Genomic DNA, 16202 nt, shown 5'->3' on the forward strand with positions numbered 1-16202 from the left:
GCCGGGGCGGTTCACGAAGGCGGTTCGTGACATGCCGGTCAGGGCCGGATCGGTGAGCATCGCGGTCAGGGCCGGGTCGGTCCGGTGTGTCGTTGCCGGCGCGTCTGGCGCTCGCGGCGGAACGGGAGACAGTGTGTAGTTCCAGTCACCGTGGAAGGGGCTGGGTGTGATCGCAAGGGCGTGGAACTCGGCGGGTGTGACGCTGATGCCGAGGTCTTAGTTGCCTGTGTCCAGTTCGGCCCCGATGGTCAGGCCGGTCTTGGTTGTTGTGGCGGCGATGGTCTCGAGGACGACCTGGTAGCTGGTCAGCGGCCGCCCCCGCCAGTTCGCGGTGATGTGACAGAACATCCGGTGCTCTATCTTGTTCCACTTCGAAGTCCCCGGCGGTAGGTGACAGACCGTGATCTCCAGGCCGCTCTCTCGTGCGAAGGCGGCAAGGTTGCTTTTCCAGGTCCAGCGGCGGGGGTCGTTGGAGCCGCCGGAGTCGGCGGTGATCAGGAGCCTGCCGGCATTCGGGTGGTCCGCCCGTCCGCGGTGCTGCCACCAGCGTCGGATGGACTCCACCGCGAACTGGGCGGTGTCGTGGTCGGTGCCGACGTTGACCCATCCGCTGTTGTTGGCAATGTCGTAGATCCCGTAGGGGATCGCCATGGGCTGGTCGTTGGTGGTGAACGTGTGGCAGTCCACCTTGATCGCGTTCCTGCCCGGCCGCCAGGTGCGACCGGGCCGGTCCCGGTTGCCGAGCCATTCCTTGGCCTTGGTGTCGACGCTGATCACCGGCTGGGCATCGTTGAGGAACGCGGCGGCGGTGGCATTCAGGTGGGTGAACTGGGCATCGCGGTCCGGATGGCTGATGCCCTCTGTTGTCTTCGCGGTTCCCTGCAGGCTGTAGCCCAGGGTGTGCAGCAGGTGTCCGACGGTTGAAGCGCTGATCGGGTGGCCGTGTGTGGTGAGGGTCGAGGCCAGGGCCCGTAACGACAGCGTGGTCCACCGCAACGGGGAGACGGGGTCGCCCCGGGTGTGCGGCTCGATCAGCGACTCCAGCGCGGGCAGCAGACCAGGGTCGGTATCTGTCAGCCGTTTGCGGCCTGCACCTGGAGCCCGGACCCGCAGGGTCGGTGAGGAGCAACCGGCCAATTCGGCCATGCCTCGCACGATGGTTACAGTGCTGGTGCCGGAGGCGGCGGCGACCCGGACGATCCCGCCGCGGCCGAGGGCCGTCGCCTCACTGGCCAGGTACAACCGACGGCGGCGCTCATCGAAGTGCGGCAGGATCTGATCGAACTTGGCCCGCAGAGCACGAGCGGCAACGCGGCCTGACAGACACGGGGTCATATCTCAGGCTCCCACCAACACCCCTCTGCCGAGCACCTATTGGAATACGGGCCCCCGGCCGCACGGAGAGCTGCCGGATCGGAGTGTTCGCCGCCTGTACCTCCGCCAGGGACCGGGCCCGACCGGTGCCGCGCTGCCCGCGTCCCGGAGAACAAGTCCTTCGCGACCAAGCCGGAACTTGCACGCGCCATGGTCCGGCGGGCGCTGGACTCCGCCCTGCCGATCGCCTGGGCGACCGCTGATGCGGCCTGCGGACGGCCCTGCACCAGCAACGACGAGCGGACCGCAGCCCTCGGCACCTTCCCGCACACCTACAACTACCATCGCTGCCACACCGCACTCGGAGGCCAACCACCCATCAGCCGTGTGAACAATCCTGCGGGTCAATACACCTGGCGGCCGGTCACTCCACAGTGTCCAGGCACTCGACCAGGTTCGCCGCGCGGTCGGCGTCGGGCAGCCCCAGCCGGGTGAGGACGGAGTGCGCCTGGCGCGCGCGGCGCAGCGCCGCCTCCCGGTCCCCCAGATCGGCCAGCGTGCACCCGAGTACGAGTAGGACGAGACCCCGGTCACGCTCGGCGCCCCGCTGCTCGCACAGCGTCAGCGCCCGCACGGCCTCCCACAACGCCTCGTCACCGCGGCCCATGACCCGCAGCGTCTCCGCGAGACGGAAGCGGGCTTGCGACTCCTGGCCGCGGATCTGCCAGGAGTCGCAGATGTCCAGACACTTCGTGTGGCTCGCAACCGCATCGGCATACCGGCCCAGCTCGTGCAGGGCCATTCCCCTTACGTACAGGGCGTAGGCGATGCCGTGCTGGTCCTCGACCTCGTGCAGCGCGGTCAGCGCCTCGTCACAGGTGAGTAGTGTTTCCTCGGCCCGGCCGCTACGGAGCGCGGCCTGCGCCGCGTTGAGCCTGGTCACCTGTTCGCCGGAGCGGTGTCCGAGTTCGCGCGCCAGCTCGATCGCCTGCTCGTAGCACCGTTCCGCGTCCTCGTAGCGGTGCTGGAACTGCGCGATGAGGCCGCGGTCGTTGAGCGTCTGACGCAGGATGACCAGGTCATCGGCCCTCTCACAGGACTCGGTGGCGAGACGGGTCATCAATTCCGCCTGTTCGAGCCGGACGTTCTGCAGCGCGGCGTTGCCACAGACGAACCGGGCGCGGCCCGCGGCGTGGTCGTCACCCCGCCGCGCCGCGGTCTCGGCCAGGCTCTGAGCGGCCAAGGCGAGCTCCCCGTACGGAATATCCTTGCCGAACGGGCTGAGGGCGACCAGCAGATCCGCGGCCAACCGCAGGATCCGGTCGCCGGCACCGACCGGGGCGTGGGCGGCCAGCGTCACCGCGTTGGTCAGGAACTCGAACTCGGTGGTCACCCAGGACTGCGCGTCGACCATGTCGGCGAAGGCGGGCGCGGGTTCGGACGTGAGGGTGAGGAAGACTTGGGCGGGATCGCCCGGGACCATGCGCTGGAAGGCCGCACACGCGCGGACCAGCAGGTGCTCCAGGAGCGGGGCCAGGACGGGGGTGCCCGCCTCGGTGCCCCCGTCGGCCGGGGAGGTCCCGAGCTGGAGCGCATAGGCCCGCACCAGGTCGTGATAGCGGTACCGGCCGGGCTGCGGGGCCTCCAGCATGGCGGCGTCCACCAGTGCCTCCAGCAGCTCCTCGGCGTCGTACTCGTCGAGTCCGAGGGCCGCGGCGGCGGCCTCCAGTCCGATGCCCGCGCGGGCCACCGGCGCGAGCAGCCGGAAGACGGAAGCCTGTTTCTTCGGCAGCTGGCGGTAGCCGAGTTCGAAGGCCGCGGCCACCGCCAGGTCACCGGCGCGCAACTCGCCGATGCGGCGCCGCTCGTTGGCCAGACGACGGGTCATGGTCTCCAGCTCCCAGCGCGGTCGGGCCGCGAGCCGGGCGGCGACGATGCGCACCGCGAGCGGAAGGTGTCCGCAGGCGGTCACCAGCTCGACCGCGGCGTCCAGCTCCGCGGCGATGCGGTCGGCACCGACGATCGCACCGAGCAGACCGACGGCCTCGTCGGTGTCGAAGACGTCCAGGGCCACAGAGGCAACGCTGGAAATGCCGACGAGCCTGGTACGGCTGGTGACGATCACACCGCAGTCGGCGGAGCCCGGCAGCAGCGGTGCGACCTGCGCGGCGTCCCGGGCGTTGTCCAGCAGGAGCAGCACACGTCGGCCGTCGAGCAGGGTACGGAAGAGCCGTGCGCGGTCCTCCGTCATGGCGGGCAGGGCATGGGTGGCGACGCCCAGCGCGCACAGCAGGCTGCCGAGGACGGCTCCGGGGTCGGCCGGTTCCAACGCGCTGTCGCGCAGGTCCGCGTAGAGCTGTCCGTCGGGGAAGTCCTGCTTGATCCGGTGGGCGACCCGCAGCGCCAGCGTGGTCTTGCCGAGTCCGCCCATGCCACTGACTAATGCGACCGCGAGCGAGGGTCGTCCGGGATCGGTGAGCATCCGGCACAGGTCCTCCACCTGTTCGGCCCGGCCGGTGAAGTCGGAGGTGTCAGCGGGCAGCTGGGCGGGACGCGTGGGCACCCAGGCCGGTGCGTCCACCGGGGCGGGGACCGTCTCCTCCTGCGGCACGTGCTCGACGGGGGCCACCCGGACCGCTCGGGGCTCCGCTGCCGGGGCCCGCAGCAGGGGATCACCGAGGAGTACCTGTTGGTGCAGCACCGTGAGTTCGGGTCCGGGGTCGACGCCCAGTTGCTCGGCCAGGACGTGACGGGCCCGGGCGTACACGGCGAGCGCGTCGGCCTGGCGTCCAGAGGCGTACAGCGCCCGCATCAGGAATCCGTACGGCCGCTCCTGCAGCGGGTGTTCCCGGGTGAAGGCCGCCAGCTCCGGGATGAGCGAGGTGTGCCGGCCCGCGCGCAGGTCGCACTCGAAGCGCTCCTGCAGCAGACCCAGCCGCAACTCGGTCAGCCGTGCCCGCTGCTGCTCGGCGAACAGCCCCGGCACACCGGCCAGCGGAGCGCTCTGCCACAGATCCAGGGCCTCGGTCAGCAGCAGGCCGCAGCTTTCGTCGTCCCCCCGGGTACGCGCCCGAGCGGCGTCCGCCGCCAGTTGTTCCGCGCGGTCGACGTCCACCGACGACCGCGGCACCACCAAGCGGTAGCCGTCGCGCTGCGAGACAAGCAGCTCGGGCGAGGACGCGTCCTCCTCCAGGGCCTGTCGCAGCCGCCATGCGTAGGTGCGCAGGCTCGCCAGAGCCGAGTTCGGGGGTTCGTCTCCCCAGATGGAATGGATGAGTTCGTGTGAGGAGGTCACTCTGCCGGATCGCAGCAGCAGCGCCACGAGCAGCGCCTGTTGCTGTGGTGATCCGACGGCCAGTTCGGCCCCGTCACGGTACACGCGCACCGTTCCGAGCACGCTGAAGTCGATGGCTCCCCCCACGAATCCAGCCTTCCCTGCTCCCCGGACACGCCCCCAACGCACCGTCGCCGGACGACGTTCGAGTATCCGGCGAACAGAGTTACCAATATGTCATGAGCGTGTATGGCGAGGCCAACGGCTTTCACTCTGCCATCGAGATCACCCGAACGATGTACGGAAGGACGATGACGGCCTGCAGATCGTGATCCAGCAGCACCACCACCGGCGTTCTCCCTTGGGCACGCAGCGCCTCGACGAACCGGGCCCGGCCCGGTACCGTCCGCATGCCCGGGAAGAAGGGCGCGGGTCGCTCCTGTTCCGGTGTGATCGCCGGTACGGTCCCGGCGGGTGACTCCCGCGCGAGCACGGCGCGTTCGGCCGCGGTGCGCACGGCCTCGGCATGCGTGGCACCAACCGCGAGGACCGTCCGCGCCCCGAGCCGGATCGCACAGGCCGGCACGGACAGCAGCGCGGAGAGGTCGTGGGCGACCGGCTCACCCAGCGTGTGCAGCAGATACAGTGGATCGGCGGCTCCAGGGGCCTCGTCCGCGGGAAGGAGCAGCCGGGGCACGCACGTACCGGGATCGGCGAGCCGCCGCACGAGCAGCTCCTCGCAGTGCTGGGTCAGCCCGGCTCGCACGGCGTGCGCCCACGTCAGTCCGGCGGCCGCACCGACCGGTGGCCGGTACGGCACCCCCCTGTCAGGGGCGGGGTGGGCATCCCGTGCGGGAATCCGGCGCAGTGCTCCCGTCATCAGGTCCAGGCCCCAGACGTCGGGGTTACGGGCGGACGGGCCGGTGGCGAGACTTCCGTAGCCCGCGAGACTTCCGTAGCCCGCGAGTGCGGCCAGCAACGCCGCCAGGCGGGCCGTGTCGCGATCGCCCCCGTGCCCCGTGACGACGGCATCGGGCGTCCCGGCGGGTCTCGCACCGAACGGATCTGCCACGGTCGTCCGGCACTCCCACCGGGCGAGCGGCCCCTCGTCGACCTCCCTGTCCTCCACCACTCCCACGAGACCCGTACACGGGTCTGCCACGGCGGCGACCCGCTCGAACAGCACGTCGGCGTCGACGGCCGCCCCATCCAGCCTCCCCAGGAACGCCGCCCGGGCTTGGGCCTCGGTGACCCGCGGCGCTGTGGATCCGGCGGGAAGCGGCAGGAAACGGTGCGGGACGGCCGTACCGGTCCGTAGATCCGTCCGCAGCACGTACGGGCTTCCCGATGGCCGGGCTGTGCCCGTGGCGCACTCGAACCAGGCGCGCAGCAACTGCTCGGCGGCGAGCTCCACCGGCCGGCTCGCGAGAGAAGGCGTCGCGGACCCGGTTAAGGGCAGGCCGCGCAGCCGACGCCAGGCGGAGGATGCGGCCGTGCCCGCAGCCGGCCCGACGGGTCCGGTCCACATGTCCTCACCGACGATCAGGACCTGTCCGACAAACGCCCCGGCATCGGCGCACCGGTCGGCCGTCGCCACGAGTTCCGGCACCGAGCCGGACATATGGAGGACGGTGTCGGTGGCGGCAAGCTCGTCGAGGTCCGACCTCAGACGAACCCGCTGTGCGCCGTCGCGGCGGGCACCCGCGATCAGCCCCGCGAGGTCGGTGCCACCGGCGGCCGGGTCCGTACACAGGACGTCGATCTCGCGGCACCCGGTGCGAAGAGCACCTGACAGCAGCGCCGCCCAAACGGGTTCGACTCCGACGAGCAGGAGCCGTCCGTCACGGTAACGCAGAAAGCGCAGTTCGGGAGAGTCGACCGATCCGAAGGATCCGATGTCGACCGCGTATTCACGCTGCTCGGCCGCGGTGAGCCGCCGCCCGACTGCCGCGTGCGGCTGCTCCGGCCGGACACGGCCGGCCCCGATCGCCGATGGCGCGGACGTACCGCTCGGCCACACCTCATCGCTCACCCACGGACGCATGTCCCAGCTCCTGTCCCCTGCGCTCGCGCCCCGAAGGATCAGCGCACCTCATGCGTCCATGCAACAAGGGGAGGATAAGCATCCGATCAATACTCGATATAGAGGTGGCTCTACGTCATACAGCGTTACATCGCCTGAACCCTGCCATAGGACGACATAGAGCTGACGGAGGGGCCCACGCGCGCGTGCCCTGACAGTCCCTCGTTGCGTTCCGGGTTTCATTCCGCGGTGGTTGAGGGCAGCCGGGAGGTGGCAACACCCACAGGCACGCGAGTGGGCGACTCAGGCCGGGCGGTGGCCCGACATCCCCCGATCAGGTTCAGAAGTTTGCCGCGGCTGGCGCAGAACGATCCCTGACCGCGCTGCGAGCAGTTCGTGCAGCCGGGGAAAACAGGCGCAAAATAGGAATGTGATCTTCCGAAGCAGCCGGGCAATCCCTTGGCGGGAGCGGACCGTATGTATAGGTGTGCCGAGCTTCCGGTTCCCCGTCGACCGTCTCCCGGACGAGGCTCTGCTGTCCGGGCTGGCCACCGGTGATCCGGAGCTCGCGGTCACCTTCGTACGGAGGTTCCAGCGCGCGGTCTTCGGTGTCGCCATCGCCGTCACCAGAGATCCGCAACTTTCCGAGGACATCGCCCAGCAGACGTTCGAGCGTGCGTGGCGTCATGCGCAGATCTACGACTCGCGCCGCGGGTCGGTGACGACCTGGCTGACGACCATCGCGCACAATCTCGCCATCGACGCCGTCCGTGCGCGGCGGACGGAGCCGGTGGCACCCGCGGACCTCGACGCGCTCCTCGATGTCGTGACCGAGACCCCCGAGCAGTGGGCGCTGGCCGACGAGGCCTCGTCCCAGCTGCGGGCCGCCGTGGCGCAGCTGCCGCGGGAGCAGGGTCGTGCCCTGGTGATGGCGGGCATCTACGGAATGACGGCCCAGCAGATCGCCGACTGGGAGAAGATCCCGCTGGGCACCGCGAAGACGCGCATCAGGACAGCGATGGGCAAGCTGCGGAACACACTCGCCTCTCCGAATCGAGGGGACCATGGCCAGTGACGTGACCTGCGAGGCGCTGCGGGAGATCGGCGCCGAGATGGCACTGGGCGTGCTGCCCGGCCGTGAGCGGGCGGTGGCGGTCGCGCATCTGGACCGGTGCGCGGCCTGTCGGGAGTACATCGAGCACATGACCCTGGTGGGCGACGGACTGATCGGGCTGGTGCCGGGCAGCGAGCCGCCGCTCGGGTTCGAGACCCGGGTGGCGCGCAGACTGCCCCAGGACATGACGGCGCACGAGGGGGACCCCCACACGCGGGCGTCCGACCTCGCGCACAAGGCGGTCCGCAGTCGCGCACGCCGTGTCCGGCTGCGGGTCGCATCCGCCGCGGCCGCGTTCGCACTCGCGTTCGGGTTCACCGGCTGGGCGGTCGGCACCGCCATCGAGAGTGTCACGGCCTCGAGCTCCCCTGCCGTGGAGACCCGGACGTCTTTGATGGAGGGAGAGCTGACCTCGGCCTCGGGTCTCGGGCCGTCGGCCGGCGACGTCTACGCCCACCCCGGAGACCCGGGGAAGCCGGGTTGGATCTATATGACCGTCGACCTTGCCGCCGTCGGCACTCCGTACAGCGGCAAGGTCGTCTGCCTCCTGGAGCGCACGGACGGCACCACGATCCGCGTGGGCACGTTCACCCTGAGCAACGGACGTGGTGACTGGGGCGCGGCGGCCCCGGTCGACCCCGCGGCGCTCTCCGGCGCCCGCCTGACCACCTCCGACGGCACCGTACTGGCCACCGGCCACTTCGAGACCGGCCGGAGCGCGTGAAATCGGCGCCCCGCCACGGCCTCAGGGACGGGCGGTGCGGCGCCCCGGGCCGGGCAGCGTCGCGTCGAGTGCGGCGGCCAGCTCGGTAACCGGGGGCCGGGACGACGGATCGGTCCGAAGGCAGCCGTCGATGGCCGCCGCGAGCCTCCCGGGCAGACGCCGCCGCGAGCCGATCGGCGGGGCGGTCCCTTCCAGCTGCGGATACCAGTCGTCCCGGCCGCCCGTGACGCTGCCGTCGCAGAGCTCGTCCCCTTTCTCCCCATGGGGAGAAACCTCGCGGGAATCCCCGCGGCAGAACGGCACGTCCCCAGCGGCGACCTCGTACAACGTGATGCCGATGCCCCACACGTCCGCGGCTGCCGACAGCGGCCCGCCGCGGGCCTGCTCGGGAGCGAGGTAGCAGAACGTGCCCACCCCCGCGGGCGCGGGCCCGGGCGGCCGCGCGACGCTCAGGTCAAGCACCTTCGCGTGACCGCGGTCCACCACCACGTTCGACGGCTTGAGGTCCAAGTGCAGCAGACCCTGACCGTGGAGGTAATGGATCGCGGAACACAGCTGCACGCCGAGAAGCGCCACGTCGGCGGCGGACGGCCGACGCCGCAACCGGTGGACGAGGTGGGACAGCGTTTCGCCGGTCAGCGTCTCCAGCACGACGAGCGGCACCGGCGACTCGAACGTCTCGTACGCGCGGACCAGGTGCGGATGGGTGAAGGCCCCCAGCCACCGCCCCTCACGCAGCAACTGGTCGCGGAGCTGCTCCTGGTCCCGGTGGTCGGGGCGCACGGCCTTGATCACACAGCGGCAGTCCCGTTCCTCGCTCCAGACGTCGTAGACGTCGAGCCAGCCGGTGCGCGCCAGATGCGCCAGGATCTCGTAGCCCGGGACCGGTCTCGTGCCGGGCGCCAGGGGCGGGGCGGCCCGCACCGCCGGGACACTCACGGCAGCACCATCCCCGGGACCGAGGACCCGGCCGGGGCGGCACCGGCCAGGGCGTTCAGCCGGTGCAGCCGGGCGAATGTCCCGCCGCGTTCGAGCAGGTCGTCGTAGGCGCCGCACTCGACAATCCTGCCCTGGTCGAGAACCACGATGCGCGTGGCGTCTCGGACGGTCAGCAGGTTGTGGGAGATGACGACGGTCGTCCGCCCGGCCATGAGCCGGCGCAGCGGGTCCATGATCCGCCGGCCGGACCGCACATCGAGGCCGGTGGTCGGTTCGTCGAGGAGGAGCACGGGCGCGTCCCTGATCATGGCGCGGGCGATCGCCAGGCGTTGGCGCTGCCCGCCGGAGAGCGTCCGGCCGCGCTGGCCGACCATCGTGTCGTAGCCCTCCGGGAGCAGCTCGATGAACTCGTGCGCGTCCGCGGCGCGCGCCGCCGCGACGATGTCGGCCTCCGTCGCCTCCGGCCGGCCGTAGGCGATGTTGTCCCGCACGGTGCCGTGGAAGACGAGCGTCTCCTGCAGGACCACCGCGACGCTCTCCCGCAGGTCGGACAGGCGCAGGTCCCGCAGATCCGTCCCGTCGAGGCGGACCGCGCCCCGGTCGGGGTCGTAGAAGCGCAGCTGCAGCTTCGCGACCGTCGACTTGCCGGCCCCGCTGGCCCCGACCAGCGCCAACGTCTCTCCGGCGGCCGCGTGGAACGACACGTCCGACAGCGCCCAGGACGGCGTACCGGGATAGCGGAAGGAGACGCCGTCGAACTCCACGTCACCCCGCGCACGGCCGATCCGGCGGGCGTCGGCGGCCTCGACGACCTGCGGCCGCTGGTCCAGCAACTCGATGATCCGTTCGGCCGAGGCGGACGCCGCGTAGAAGGTGGTGCCGAGGTGGGACAGACCGCGGACCGGACTGTAGAGGTTGCCGATCAGCGCCAGGAAGACCAGCAGTCCGCCCAGCGTGAGCTGTCCCTGGGCCAGCTTCCAGGTGCCCAGGCTCATGACCGCGAGGACGCCGGACACCTCGATGACCTCGACGACGGACCCGTAGACGGCGCGGATCCGCGTCGAGGCCATCGTCGCCCGGAACCTGCCGACGTTCTCACGCTCGAACCGGCGCTCTTCCCACCTCTGCCGGTTGTAGGCCTGCACCAGGGCGACGTTGCCCAGCGACTCCTCGGCGATCGCGCTGATCGAACCGCTGCGGCGCCTGCGCTCCCGGGACACCTCCTTGATCAGCCGCGAGAAGTGCCGGGCGGCGCCCCAGAACAGCGGCACGATGACGAGGGCGAGGAGGGTCAGATCCCACTGCAGGTAGAACAGCAGGCCGAGGAAGACACCCAGGCGGATCACGTAGTAGAGGGCGTCCGCCACTCCCGAGAGCAGGAACGTCTCGACCGCGTCGACATCGCCCGTCACACGCGACAACACGTCTCCGAGCCGCCGGCGTTCGAAGAACCCGAGCGACAGGCCCTGGACGTGCCGAAACACATCGGAGCGAAGCGTCAGCAGGAAGCGTTCGCTGACCCACGTGGACGTCACATCGTCGGCGAACCCCAGAATGCCGGAGCCGATGATGAGCCCCAGATAGCTCGGTGCGATCCACAGGAGCGGTCCGACGTCCCGGGGAACGAGCACATCGTCCACCACGATCTTGAAGAGCCAGATCTCCGTGGCGTCGAGGGCGGGGCCGATCAGGCTGAAGAGGACGATGGGAGCGAACCAGCGCCGGCCGCCGCGGGTATAGGGCCAGAACCGCCGGAACACCTCGCGCGGAGGCACCGGGGGCGCGGCCGCCACCACATCGGAAGTCTCACCCACCGACAGCAGACGCCGCAGGACATGCACCATGGCATGCGTTCCTCGCAGAGGGACGGACGGACGGAGCGGACCAGCACCTTCCGGTCTCCGGTCCGCTCAGCCTCCGTGGTGTGGTCACCAGTGGCCGTGCCCGTGGCGGTCGCCGTGGCCGTGCCCGTGGCAGTCGCCGTGGTCGTGATCGTGGTCGTGATCGTGCCCGTGACCATGCCCCGAGAAGTCGTCGCGACGCGACGTGTCGTTGTTGCGGTCCCGGCGATTGGCAGGAATCAGATTGCTGAAGATAGCCATTACATTCCTCCTGAAACTCGCTGCACATGGGATACGTCTCAGGGCAGGACTTGGATGGCGTTCCGGGACAAGAGTTTGAAATGGGTTGCGTATCGGCCGAAGCCTCGACACGGTTCAGCCCAGCGGCTTCGGGGGGGGGTGGCGGGGCCGTGGCGCTGGCTTCGAACACGAGGTTCCGGGGTACCGCCGAGCTGCGCTGACGGCACCTCTGCCCCAAGCTTCCCGCCTTCACTTGTGGACGATCCTGTTCAGCCCCACCCGTCCCAGATTCGTACGTACGATCAAACGACGCTCAGGGAGACACCTGGCAGAGCCGCGAGGAGGGGCAACGTTGTCCAGCATTTCGAGACGTTCGCTGCTGGGGTACTCCGGGACGACCGCTGCAGGCGCGGTCCTGGGCACCACGGGGTCGGTGCAAGCGGCGGAGGCCGAGGCGTCGTCGGCCGACTTCCCGATCAATACCGAGTTCAGCGGAAACTCCAACATCAGCAACTCGAACCCCGACTACAGTGAGCCCGACGGGCACTTGGAGCTCTCCTTCCGCGTAAACTGCGACACCAACCGCACCGGGACCAAGATCGACCCCATCGACATCGCAAACGCGCTCAACGAGTTGGCCGAGTCCCGCGGTTGGCCGCCCATCACGTTCTACGGCACCCCGGCGCCGGCCCCGCTGAACTGACCCACGCCACGGCGGCCACACGTTGGACAGAACCGCGCCTTGCTTGGAGAGCCCTGCGGTACTCCGCCGTCGAAACCTGGGTTGTGGCTCAACTTCAGTGCTGCGGCCACTGTGAGTGACGGCTCAGCGTCTCAGCTTGTCGTTTAACCTCTGGGTCCTTTGGGCTGCTGTGTCATCTCGTCGACTTCACGACGTGCCCCAGGGCGACGAGGCCGATCCCGATGGCGAGGAGTGATGGCGAATGAATGCCTCCGCTCAAGACCATCAGCCCAGCGCCCAGTCCCCAGAGTCTGGGTTGGCGGACATGTCGCCGAAGCCATCTGCCCGGCATGCAGCCGAGAAGCGGGGCGTGTATTCCGATTACCGCCCAGGCAACCGCCAGCATGAACAGTGCGAGCCCTGTCGATATCAGCAGTGCGCCGAACAGGGTCAGGCCCCCTCCGGGCGCGTCATGCTGCTAGCCAATCTGAGGACGTCCGGTTCGTGAGCGCCGAGTCGGGCGTCACGCTGCGCGACGGGGTTTGGTGCCCACGTGGTGGTGGGCGGGGCGGGCGGATGCCTCGCCTGTGGCCAGGACGCGTCCGACGTCGTGCCGTGGTGCCGAGCGGCGGTTCTTCGAGCCCGGCGGGCGCTCGGGGTCAGGGATGGAGAGTCGTCGACGTAAAGAGTGAGCGCCAAGCACCACCGCCGTTGTGCAACGCGAGTGAGTGCCACGGATGAGTATGTCGTGAGTACCAATGCGGATACGGCCGCGCGGCGCCAGGCCGCACGCTGGGGGGCATGACGCCGACTGTCCCAGAATCCGAGGTCCCGGTCCCCGCCCCCGAGGCCGATCAGCACTGGTGGGTGGCCCCGCTGGTCGCGTCCGTCATCGCGGCGCCAGTGCTGGCCATCTGGTCCGGCATCGCGCAGGCTGACAGGGCGGTGAACCCGCAGACGGTCGGGCTCGCCGTGGCGGACGCGGCCCTGTTAGCGCTCTGGCTACTGCCGCACCGGAGGCGGTGGCGCGCCCCGCGAATCCTGCTGAGCATCCTTCTGGGCGGCTTCGCCCTGGTGACTGCGGCAGTAGTCGGCTGGATCTTCTTCCACTGGACCGACTGAGCTTGACGTTTGTTCTCGGCGGGCTTGATGCTCCTTGATCGACTCGGCGCGTTTGACGGTCTTGCCGACGTCGTGACGCTTGGCCCGGTGCTTGTTCTTCGAGCCGGGAGGCCGTCCCAGGCCCGGCTTGGACCGACCGGCAAATGGATCACTTGAGGCGGCGTGTGGTGGGACGCTGATCCCAGCGGTAGCGAATGGTGGCGTGGCGTATCAGCATGCGGAGAGTGACGAGTGCTGCGGCCAGGTGGAGGTAGAACTCGACGACGGCGCTGTTCTTCTCGGTGCAGCGTCGTAGCTTGCCGTAGCTGTTCATCCACGAGTGCGTTCGTCCACCGGGGACCGGCCCGCACTCTGGCCGCCACACGGGGCCTTGGTGATGCAACCATCCACGGATATCTCGGACAGTTCCAGGCCGATCATCCGGTCGTACGCCTCCAGCGCGAGAACGTGCACCACTTCGGATATCCCCTGGTCAGCCCGCTCTTTGACACGTCGACGGATGGTCCGGTCAGAGCATCCGGGGCTGGAGACCCGTTCGTAGCCCGAGCCGTGGACCAAAGCGAGCACCACGTGCTGGAACACAGTCCGGTCGGGGACACGGCGGCGGTGGCAGCCAAGCGGGTGGCCCGCGGCGAACTCCTGCCGAGCGGGCAGGAGCGCCACGAACTGGTTCCAGAGGGGTTCGAGCAGGCAAGATGGCAGTGCGGGCACGGCTGTCCTTCGTGATCACTGAGCGTAGAGAACTCCATGATCACGTGGACCCGTGCCCGTTCTGATGCTCATCCCATGTCCAGGGCACCTGCTGCCGGACCGGGTCTGAGAAAGAAGCTCAGTCACCCGTTTCCCCGTCGGTCCGCTCCCGTAGGAAGTCGGCGTGGCCGTTGTGGCGGGCGTACTCCTGGATCATCAACATGTAGACCCAGCGCAGGCTGAGGGAAACTCCGCGAGAGGACAGGAATGTCTCGTCGAGGTCGTGCCCGGCCGCCGCCGCGTCGCACACTTTGACCTCGGTCTGGAACAATTTGAAGTCTCTCTCCGCATCGGCTGCGTGAACTCCGTCGAGTCCCTCATTGCCATCTGACGGGCCGGTGAAGACATCGCCGATAGCTTCACCTGCGAAGCTTCGCCGGAACCACCATCGCTCTACCTCCGCCATGTGCCGGACCAAGCCAAGGAGAGTGAGGGGCGACGGCTCTACGGTCGTCCGCGCCAATTGGGCCGACTCAAGCCCGGCGCACTTGGCCAGTAATGTTTCCCGGTGCCAGTTCAGCCAACCCTCCAACATGTGACGCTCAGTTATGGTGCCCAGGCTGCCTAGCTGCTTGGTGCGCTCGACCGGTGGTGCTGTCCATGTCATGGATCCACCCTGCACCGCCGTATGGGAGGGTTCAAGCAGGCAAAATGGCAGCGCGGTCAGGCCGTCCTTTGTGATTACTGAGCGTAGAGAACTCCATGATCACGTGGACCCGTGGCTGTTTTGATCCCCCCGCCGCCTCCCGGGGGCCTATTGCCGGTCGGTCTTGGACGGTTTCGGTGCGGCCGCCGGACGGGCCGCCGTCGCGCGGACGTTGCGAAACCCCCGGCGGACGCGGGCGGGAGTGAGGCGGCGGGGCTCGGCGGGTCGTTCCCAGGGGCGGCGCGGGTCCTCGGCGAGGGGGCGGGCGAGGCGGAGCTGGGTGTGGGCGGCGATGATGAGCCAGGTCCACAGATCGGCGCTGTCGGCGTGGCGGACCTTCGTGGCCGTCCAGCCGAGCGTCTGCTTCATCAGCCTGAAAGTGTGCTCGAGATCGAATCTGCGGAGGAACGACTGCCACCAGCGTTCCACGTCCACCGGCGTGGCGGCGGTGGCTGAGCACCACAGCCAGACCGGTTTCGGGTCGCGGTTGCCCGGCAGACGCTCGACCTGCAGCCGCACCAACGTGCTGTGCAGGACGGGCAGTTCCTCCTCGGCGTGGTCCAGCCACGGGCCGCGGTGGGTGAGCCTGGGGTGCATCCGGTCCCAGGCCATCGCCTCGGCCTTGCCGTAGCGGGTGGTGTCCGTGCCGGTGGTGACGTCGGGCTGGTGCCAGCTGTCGGGCTTGGCGAAGGTGAGGACGCCGCCGTGCCGGCGGGGCCGCCCGCCCTTCGGCCCGGGGTGGACCGGACCAGGGTCGCGGAGCATGACCCGGTCCGAGCGCAGGCGCCCGACCAGCACGACCGGCAGGTCGGCCAGGGCGTGGGAGAGGTAGGTGACGTCGTGGCCGGCGTCCACCACGATCAGGATCTCCAGGTCGCCCGGCCGCCAGTGCCCGGCTTGCGTCAACCGCTCGACGACGTCGCACGGTTGGGCGGCGGTGACGAGCGTCGCGTCGTCGGCGGAGCCCAGGCGCACGGCGTCCAGCAGCGCGACCCAGGATGTGCGGCCGGACTCCAGCGCGGCAACGAAGGAGTACGGCCAGCCAGGCACGAACTGGTCCGTCTTGCGGTCACCGCGTCCGTAGACGTGGCAGAACAGCCGATCGTCGCTGGTCGGGGCATCGGGGCGGAGCCAATTGCTCACGTCCACGGCCAGCACGACCCAGCCGTCGGCCGCCTTCGGCAGTGGCAGGCCGGCCAGCGTGCGGCGCAACCGCGTCGGCTCCAGCCAACCGCGGTCCAAAGCCGCGTACAGCGCGCCATGCCCGCGTCGGTGCTCGACCGCCAGCGACAGCTCAACCAGGGTCTTCACCGGCCCGTCCGTGCACAGCACCGCGTCCGTGAGCTCGAAGAGCGCGTCCGCTCGGGCGTAGAGGCATTCGTGGAACTCGACCCGAAAGCGGGACAAGATGCCCAACGCGTCACCTGCGGGCGCGTCGACCGGGAGACTCATGAGCAGCGGCCGTTCTCTCGTGCTTCGTTACTCGACATCTCGAAGCGTGAAGAACGGCCGCCTCCGCTGTCCCGGGAACAA

10 protein-coding genes and 5 pseudogenes are annotated in these 16202 nt (G+C 69.6%); 6 read left to right on the plus strand and 9 right to left on the minus strand.

What is annotated here, in order from left to right; genetic code table 11:
• Nucleotides 1-15 precede the first annotated feature (15 nt).
• Nucleotides 16-1335 (minus strand): annotated as a pseudogene (locus RWE79_RS01770) (ISAzo13 family transposase); the annotation flags it as partial.
• A gap of 56 nt (nucleotides 1336-1391) precedes the next feature.
• Between RWE79_RS01770 and RWE79_RS01775 the strand changes: the two are divergent.
• A pseudogene (locus RWE79_RS01775) lies at nucleotides 1392-1593 on the plus strand (IS701 family transposase); the annotation flags it as partial.
• A pseudogene (locus RWE79_RS01780) lies at nucleotides 1591-1725 on the plus strand (IS481 family transposase); the annotation flags it as partial. The pseudogenes RWE79_RS01775 and RWE79_RS01780, both read left to right, overlap by 3 nt.
• A gap of 13 nt (nucleotides 1726-1738) precedes the next feature.
• On the opposite strand, the gene RWE79_RS01785 reads toward RWE79_RS01780, so the two are convergent.
• Nucleotides 1739-4735: an AfsR/SARP family transcriptional regulator gene (locus RWE79_RS01785; protein WP_475938215.1), complete on the minus strand. Its 2997-nt coding sequence runs from the start codon at nucleotides 4733-4735 to the stop codon at nucleotides 1739-1741.
• Between the two features lie 121 nt (nucleotides 4736-4856).
• Nucleotides 4857-6632, minus strand: a complete 1776-nt coding sequence (locus tag RWE79_RS01790; protein WP_475938216.1) for a hypothetical protein — start codon at nucleotides 6630-6632, stop codon at nucleotides 4857-4859.
• Nucleotides 6633-7098: 466 nt separating this feature from the next.
• Here RWE79_RS01790 and RWE79_RS01795 point away from each other — a divergent pair, with 466 nt between their 5' ends.
• Nucleotides 7099-7686, plus strand: coding sequence for an RNA polymerase sigma factor (locus RWE79_RS01795; protein WP_475938217.1), 588 nt, complete (start codon nucleotides 7099-7101; stop codon nucleotides 7684-7686).
• Complete coding sequence (locus tag RWE79_RS01800; RefSeq protein ID WP_475938218.1) at nucleotides 7676-8449, plus strand: anti-sigma factor; 774 nt, start codon at nucleotides 7676-7678, stop codon at nucleotides 8447-8449. The genes RWE79_RS01795 and RWE79_RS01800 overlap by 11 nt, the downstream gene beginning before the upstream one ends.
• A gap of 21 nt (nucleotides 8450-8470) precedes the next feature.
• Here RWE79_RS01800 and RWE79_RS01805 read toward each other — a convergent pair whose 3' ends face one another.
• From RWE79_RS01805 to RWE79_RS01815, 3 genes are all read right to left on the minus strand, one after another.
• Complete coding sequence (locus tag RWE79_RS01805) at nucleotides 8471-9388, minus strand: serine/threonine-protein kinase (protein WP_475938219.1); 918 nt, start codon at nucleotides 9386-9388, stop codon at nucleotides 8471-8473.
• On the minus strand, nucleotides 9385-11232 hold the full coding sequence (locus tag RWE79_RS01810) for an ABC transporter ATP-binding protein (RefSeq protein WP_475938220.1): 1848 nt from the start codon (nucleotides 11230-11232) through the stop codon (nucleotides 9385-9387). The genes RWE79_RS01805 and RWE79_RS01810 overlap by 4 nt, the downstream gene beginning before the upstream one ends.
• Before the next feature lie 84 nt (nucleotides 11233-11316).
• Nucleotides 11317-11490, minus strand: coding sequence for a hypothetical protein (locus RWE79_RS01815; protein WP_475938221.1), 174 nt, complete (start codon nucleotides 11488-11490; stop codon nucleotides 11317-11319).
• A 331-nt stretch (nucleotides 11491-11821) separates the two neighbouring features.
• Between RWE79_RS01815 and RWE79_RS01820 the strand changes: the two genes are divergently transcribed.
• Both RWE79_RS01820 and RWE79_RS01825 read left to right on the plus strand, forming a co-directional pair.
• The gene (locus RWE79_RS01820; RefSeq protein WP_475938222.1) at nucleotides 11822-12172 is read left to right on the plus strand and encodes a twin-arginine translocation signal domain-containing protein; all 351 of its coding nucleotides are present in this window, start codon (nucleotides 11822-11824) and stop codon (nucleotides 12170-12172) included.
• 780 nt (nucleotides 12173-12952) lie between these two features.
• Nucleotides 12953-13273 carry a hypothetical protein gene (locus RWE79_RS01825; RefSeq protein ID WP_475938223.1) on the plus strand — a complete coding sequence of 107 codons (321 nt, stop codon included), beginning with the start codon at nucleotides 12953-12955 and terminating at the stop codon, nucleotides 13271-13273.
• Nucleotides 13274-13421: 148 nt separating this feature from the next.
• On the opposite strand, the pseudogene RWE79_RS01830 reads toward RWE79_RS01825, so the two are convergent.
• The 3 genes and pseudogenes from RWE79_RS01830 to RWE79_RS01840 all read right to left on the minus strand — a co-directional run.
• Nucleotides 13422-13984, minus strand: a pseudogene (locus tag RWE79_RS01830) (hypothetical protein).
• Between the two features lie 118 nt (nucleotides 13985-14102).
• The gene (locus RWE79_RS01835) at nucleotides 14103-14630 is read right to left on the minus strand and encodes a DinB family protein (RefSeq protein ID WP_475938224.1); all 528 of its coding nucleotides are present in this window, start codon (nucleotides 14628-14630) and stop codon (nucleotides 14103-14105) included.
• A gap of 165 nt (nucleotides 14631-14795) precedes the next feature.
• Nucleotides 14796-16121, minus strand: a pseudogene (locus tag RWE79_RS01840) (NF041680 family putative transposase); the annotation flags it as partial.
• Nucleotides 16122-16202: the final 81 nt, after the last annotated feature.

The sequence above is a fragment of the Streptomyces sp. RLA131 genome (genome assembly GCF_056270125.1).

Excerpts from the sequence above, each read along its gene's own strand:
- RWE79_RS01790 (WP_475938216.1), bottom strand. The coding sequence starts at position 6,632 with ATGCGTCCGTGGGTGAGCGATGAGGTGTGGCCGAGCGGTACGTCCGCG.
- RWE79_RS01800 (WP_475938218.1), top strand. The coding sequence starts at position 7,676 with ATGGCCAGTGACGTGACCTGCGAGGCGCTGCGGGAGATCGGCGCCGAG.
- RWE79_RS01810 (WP_475938220.1), bottom strand. The coding sequence starts at position 11,232 with ATGGTGCATGTCCTGCGGCGTCTGCTGTCGGTGGGTGAGACTTCCGAT.
- RWE79_RS01815 (WP_475938221.1), bottom strand. The coding sequence starts at position 11,490 with ATGGCTATCTTCAGCAATCTGATTCCTGCCAATCGCCGGGACCGCAAC.
- RWE79_RS01825 (WP_475938223.1), top strand. The coding sequence starts at position 12,953 with ATGACGCCGACTGTCCCAGAATCCGAGGTCCCGGTCCCCGCCCCCGAG.
- RWE79_RS01835 (WP_475938224.1), bottom strand. The coding sequence starts at position 14,630 with ATGACATGGACAGCACCACCGGTCGAGCGCACCAAGCAGCTAGGCAGC.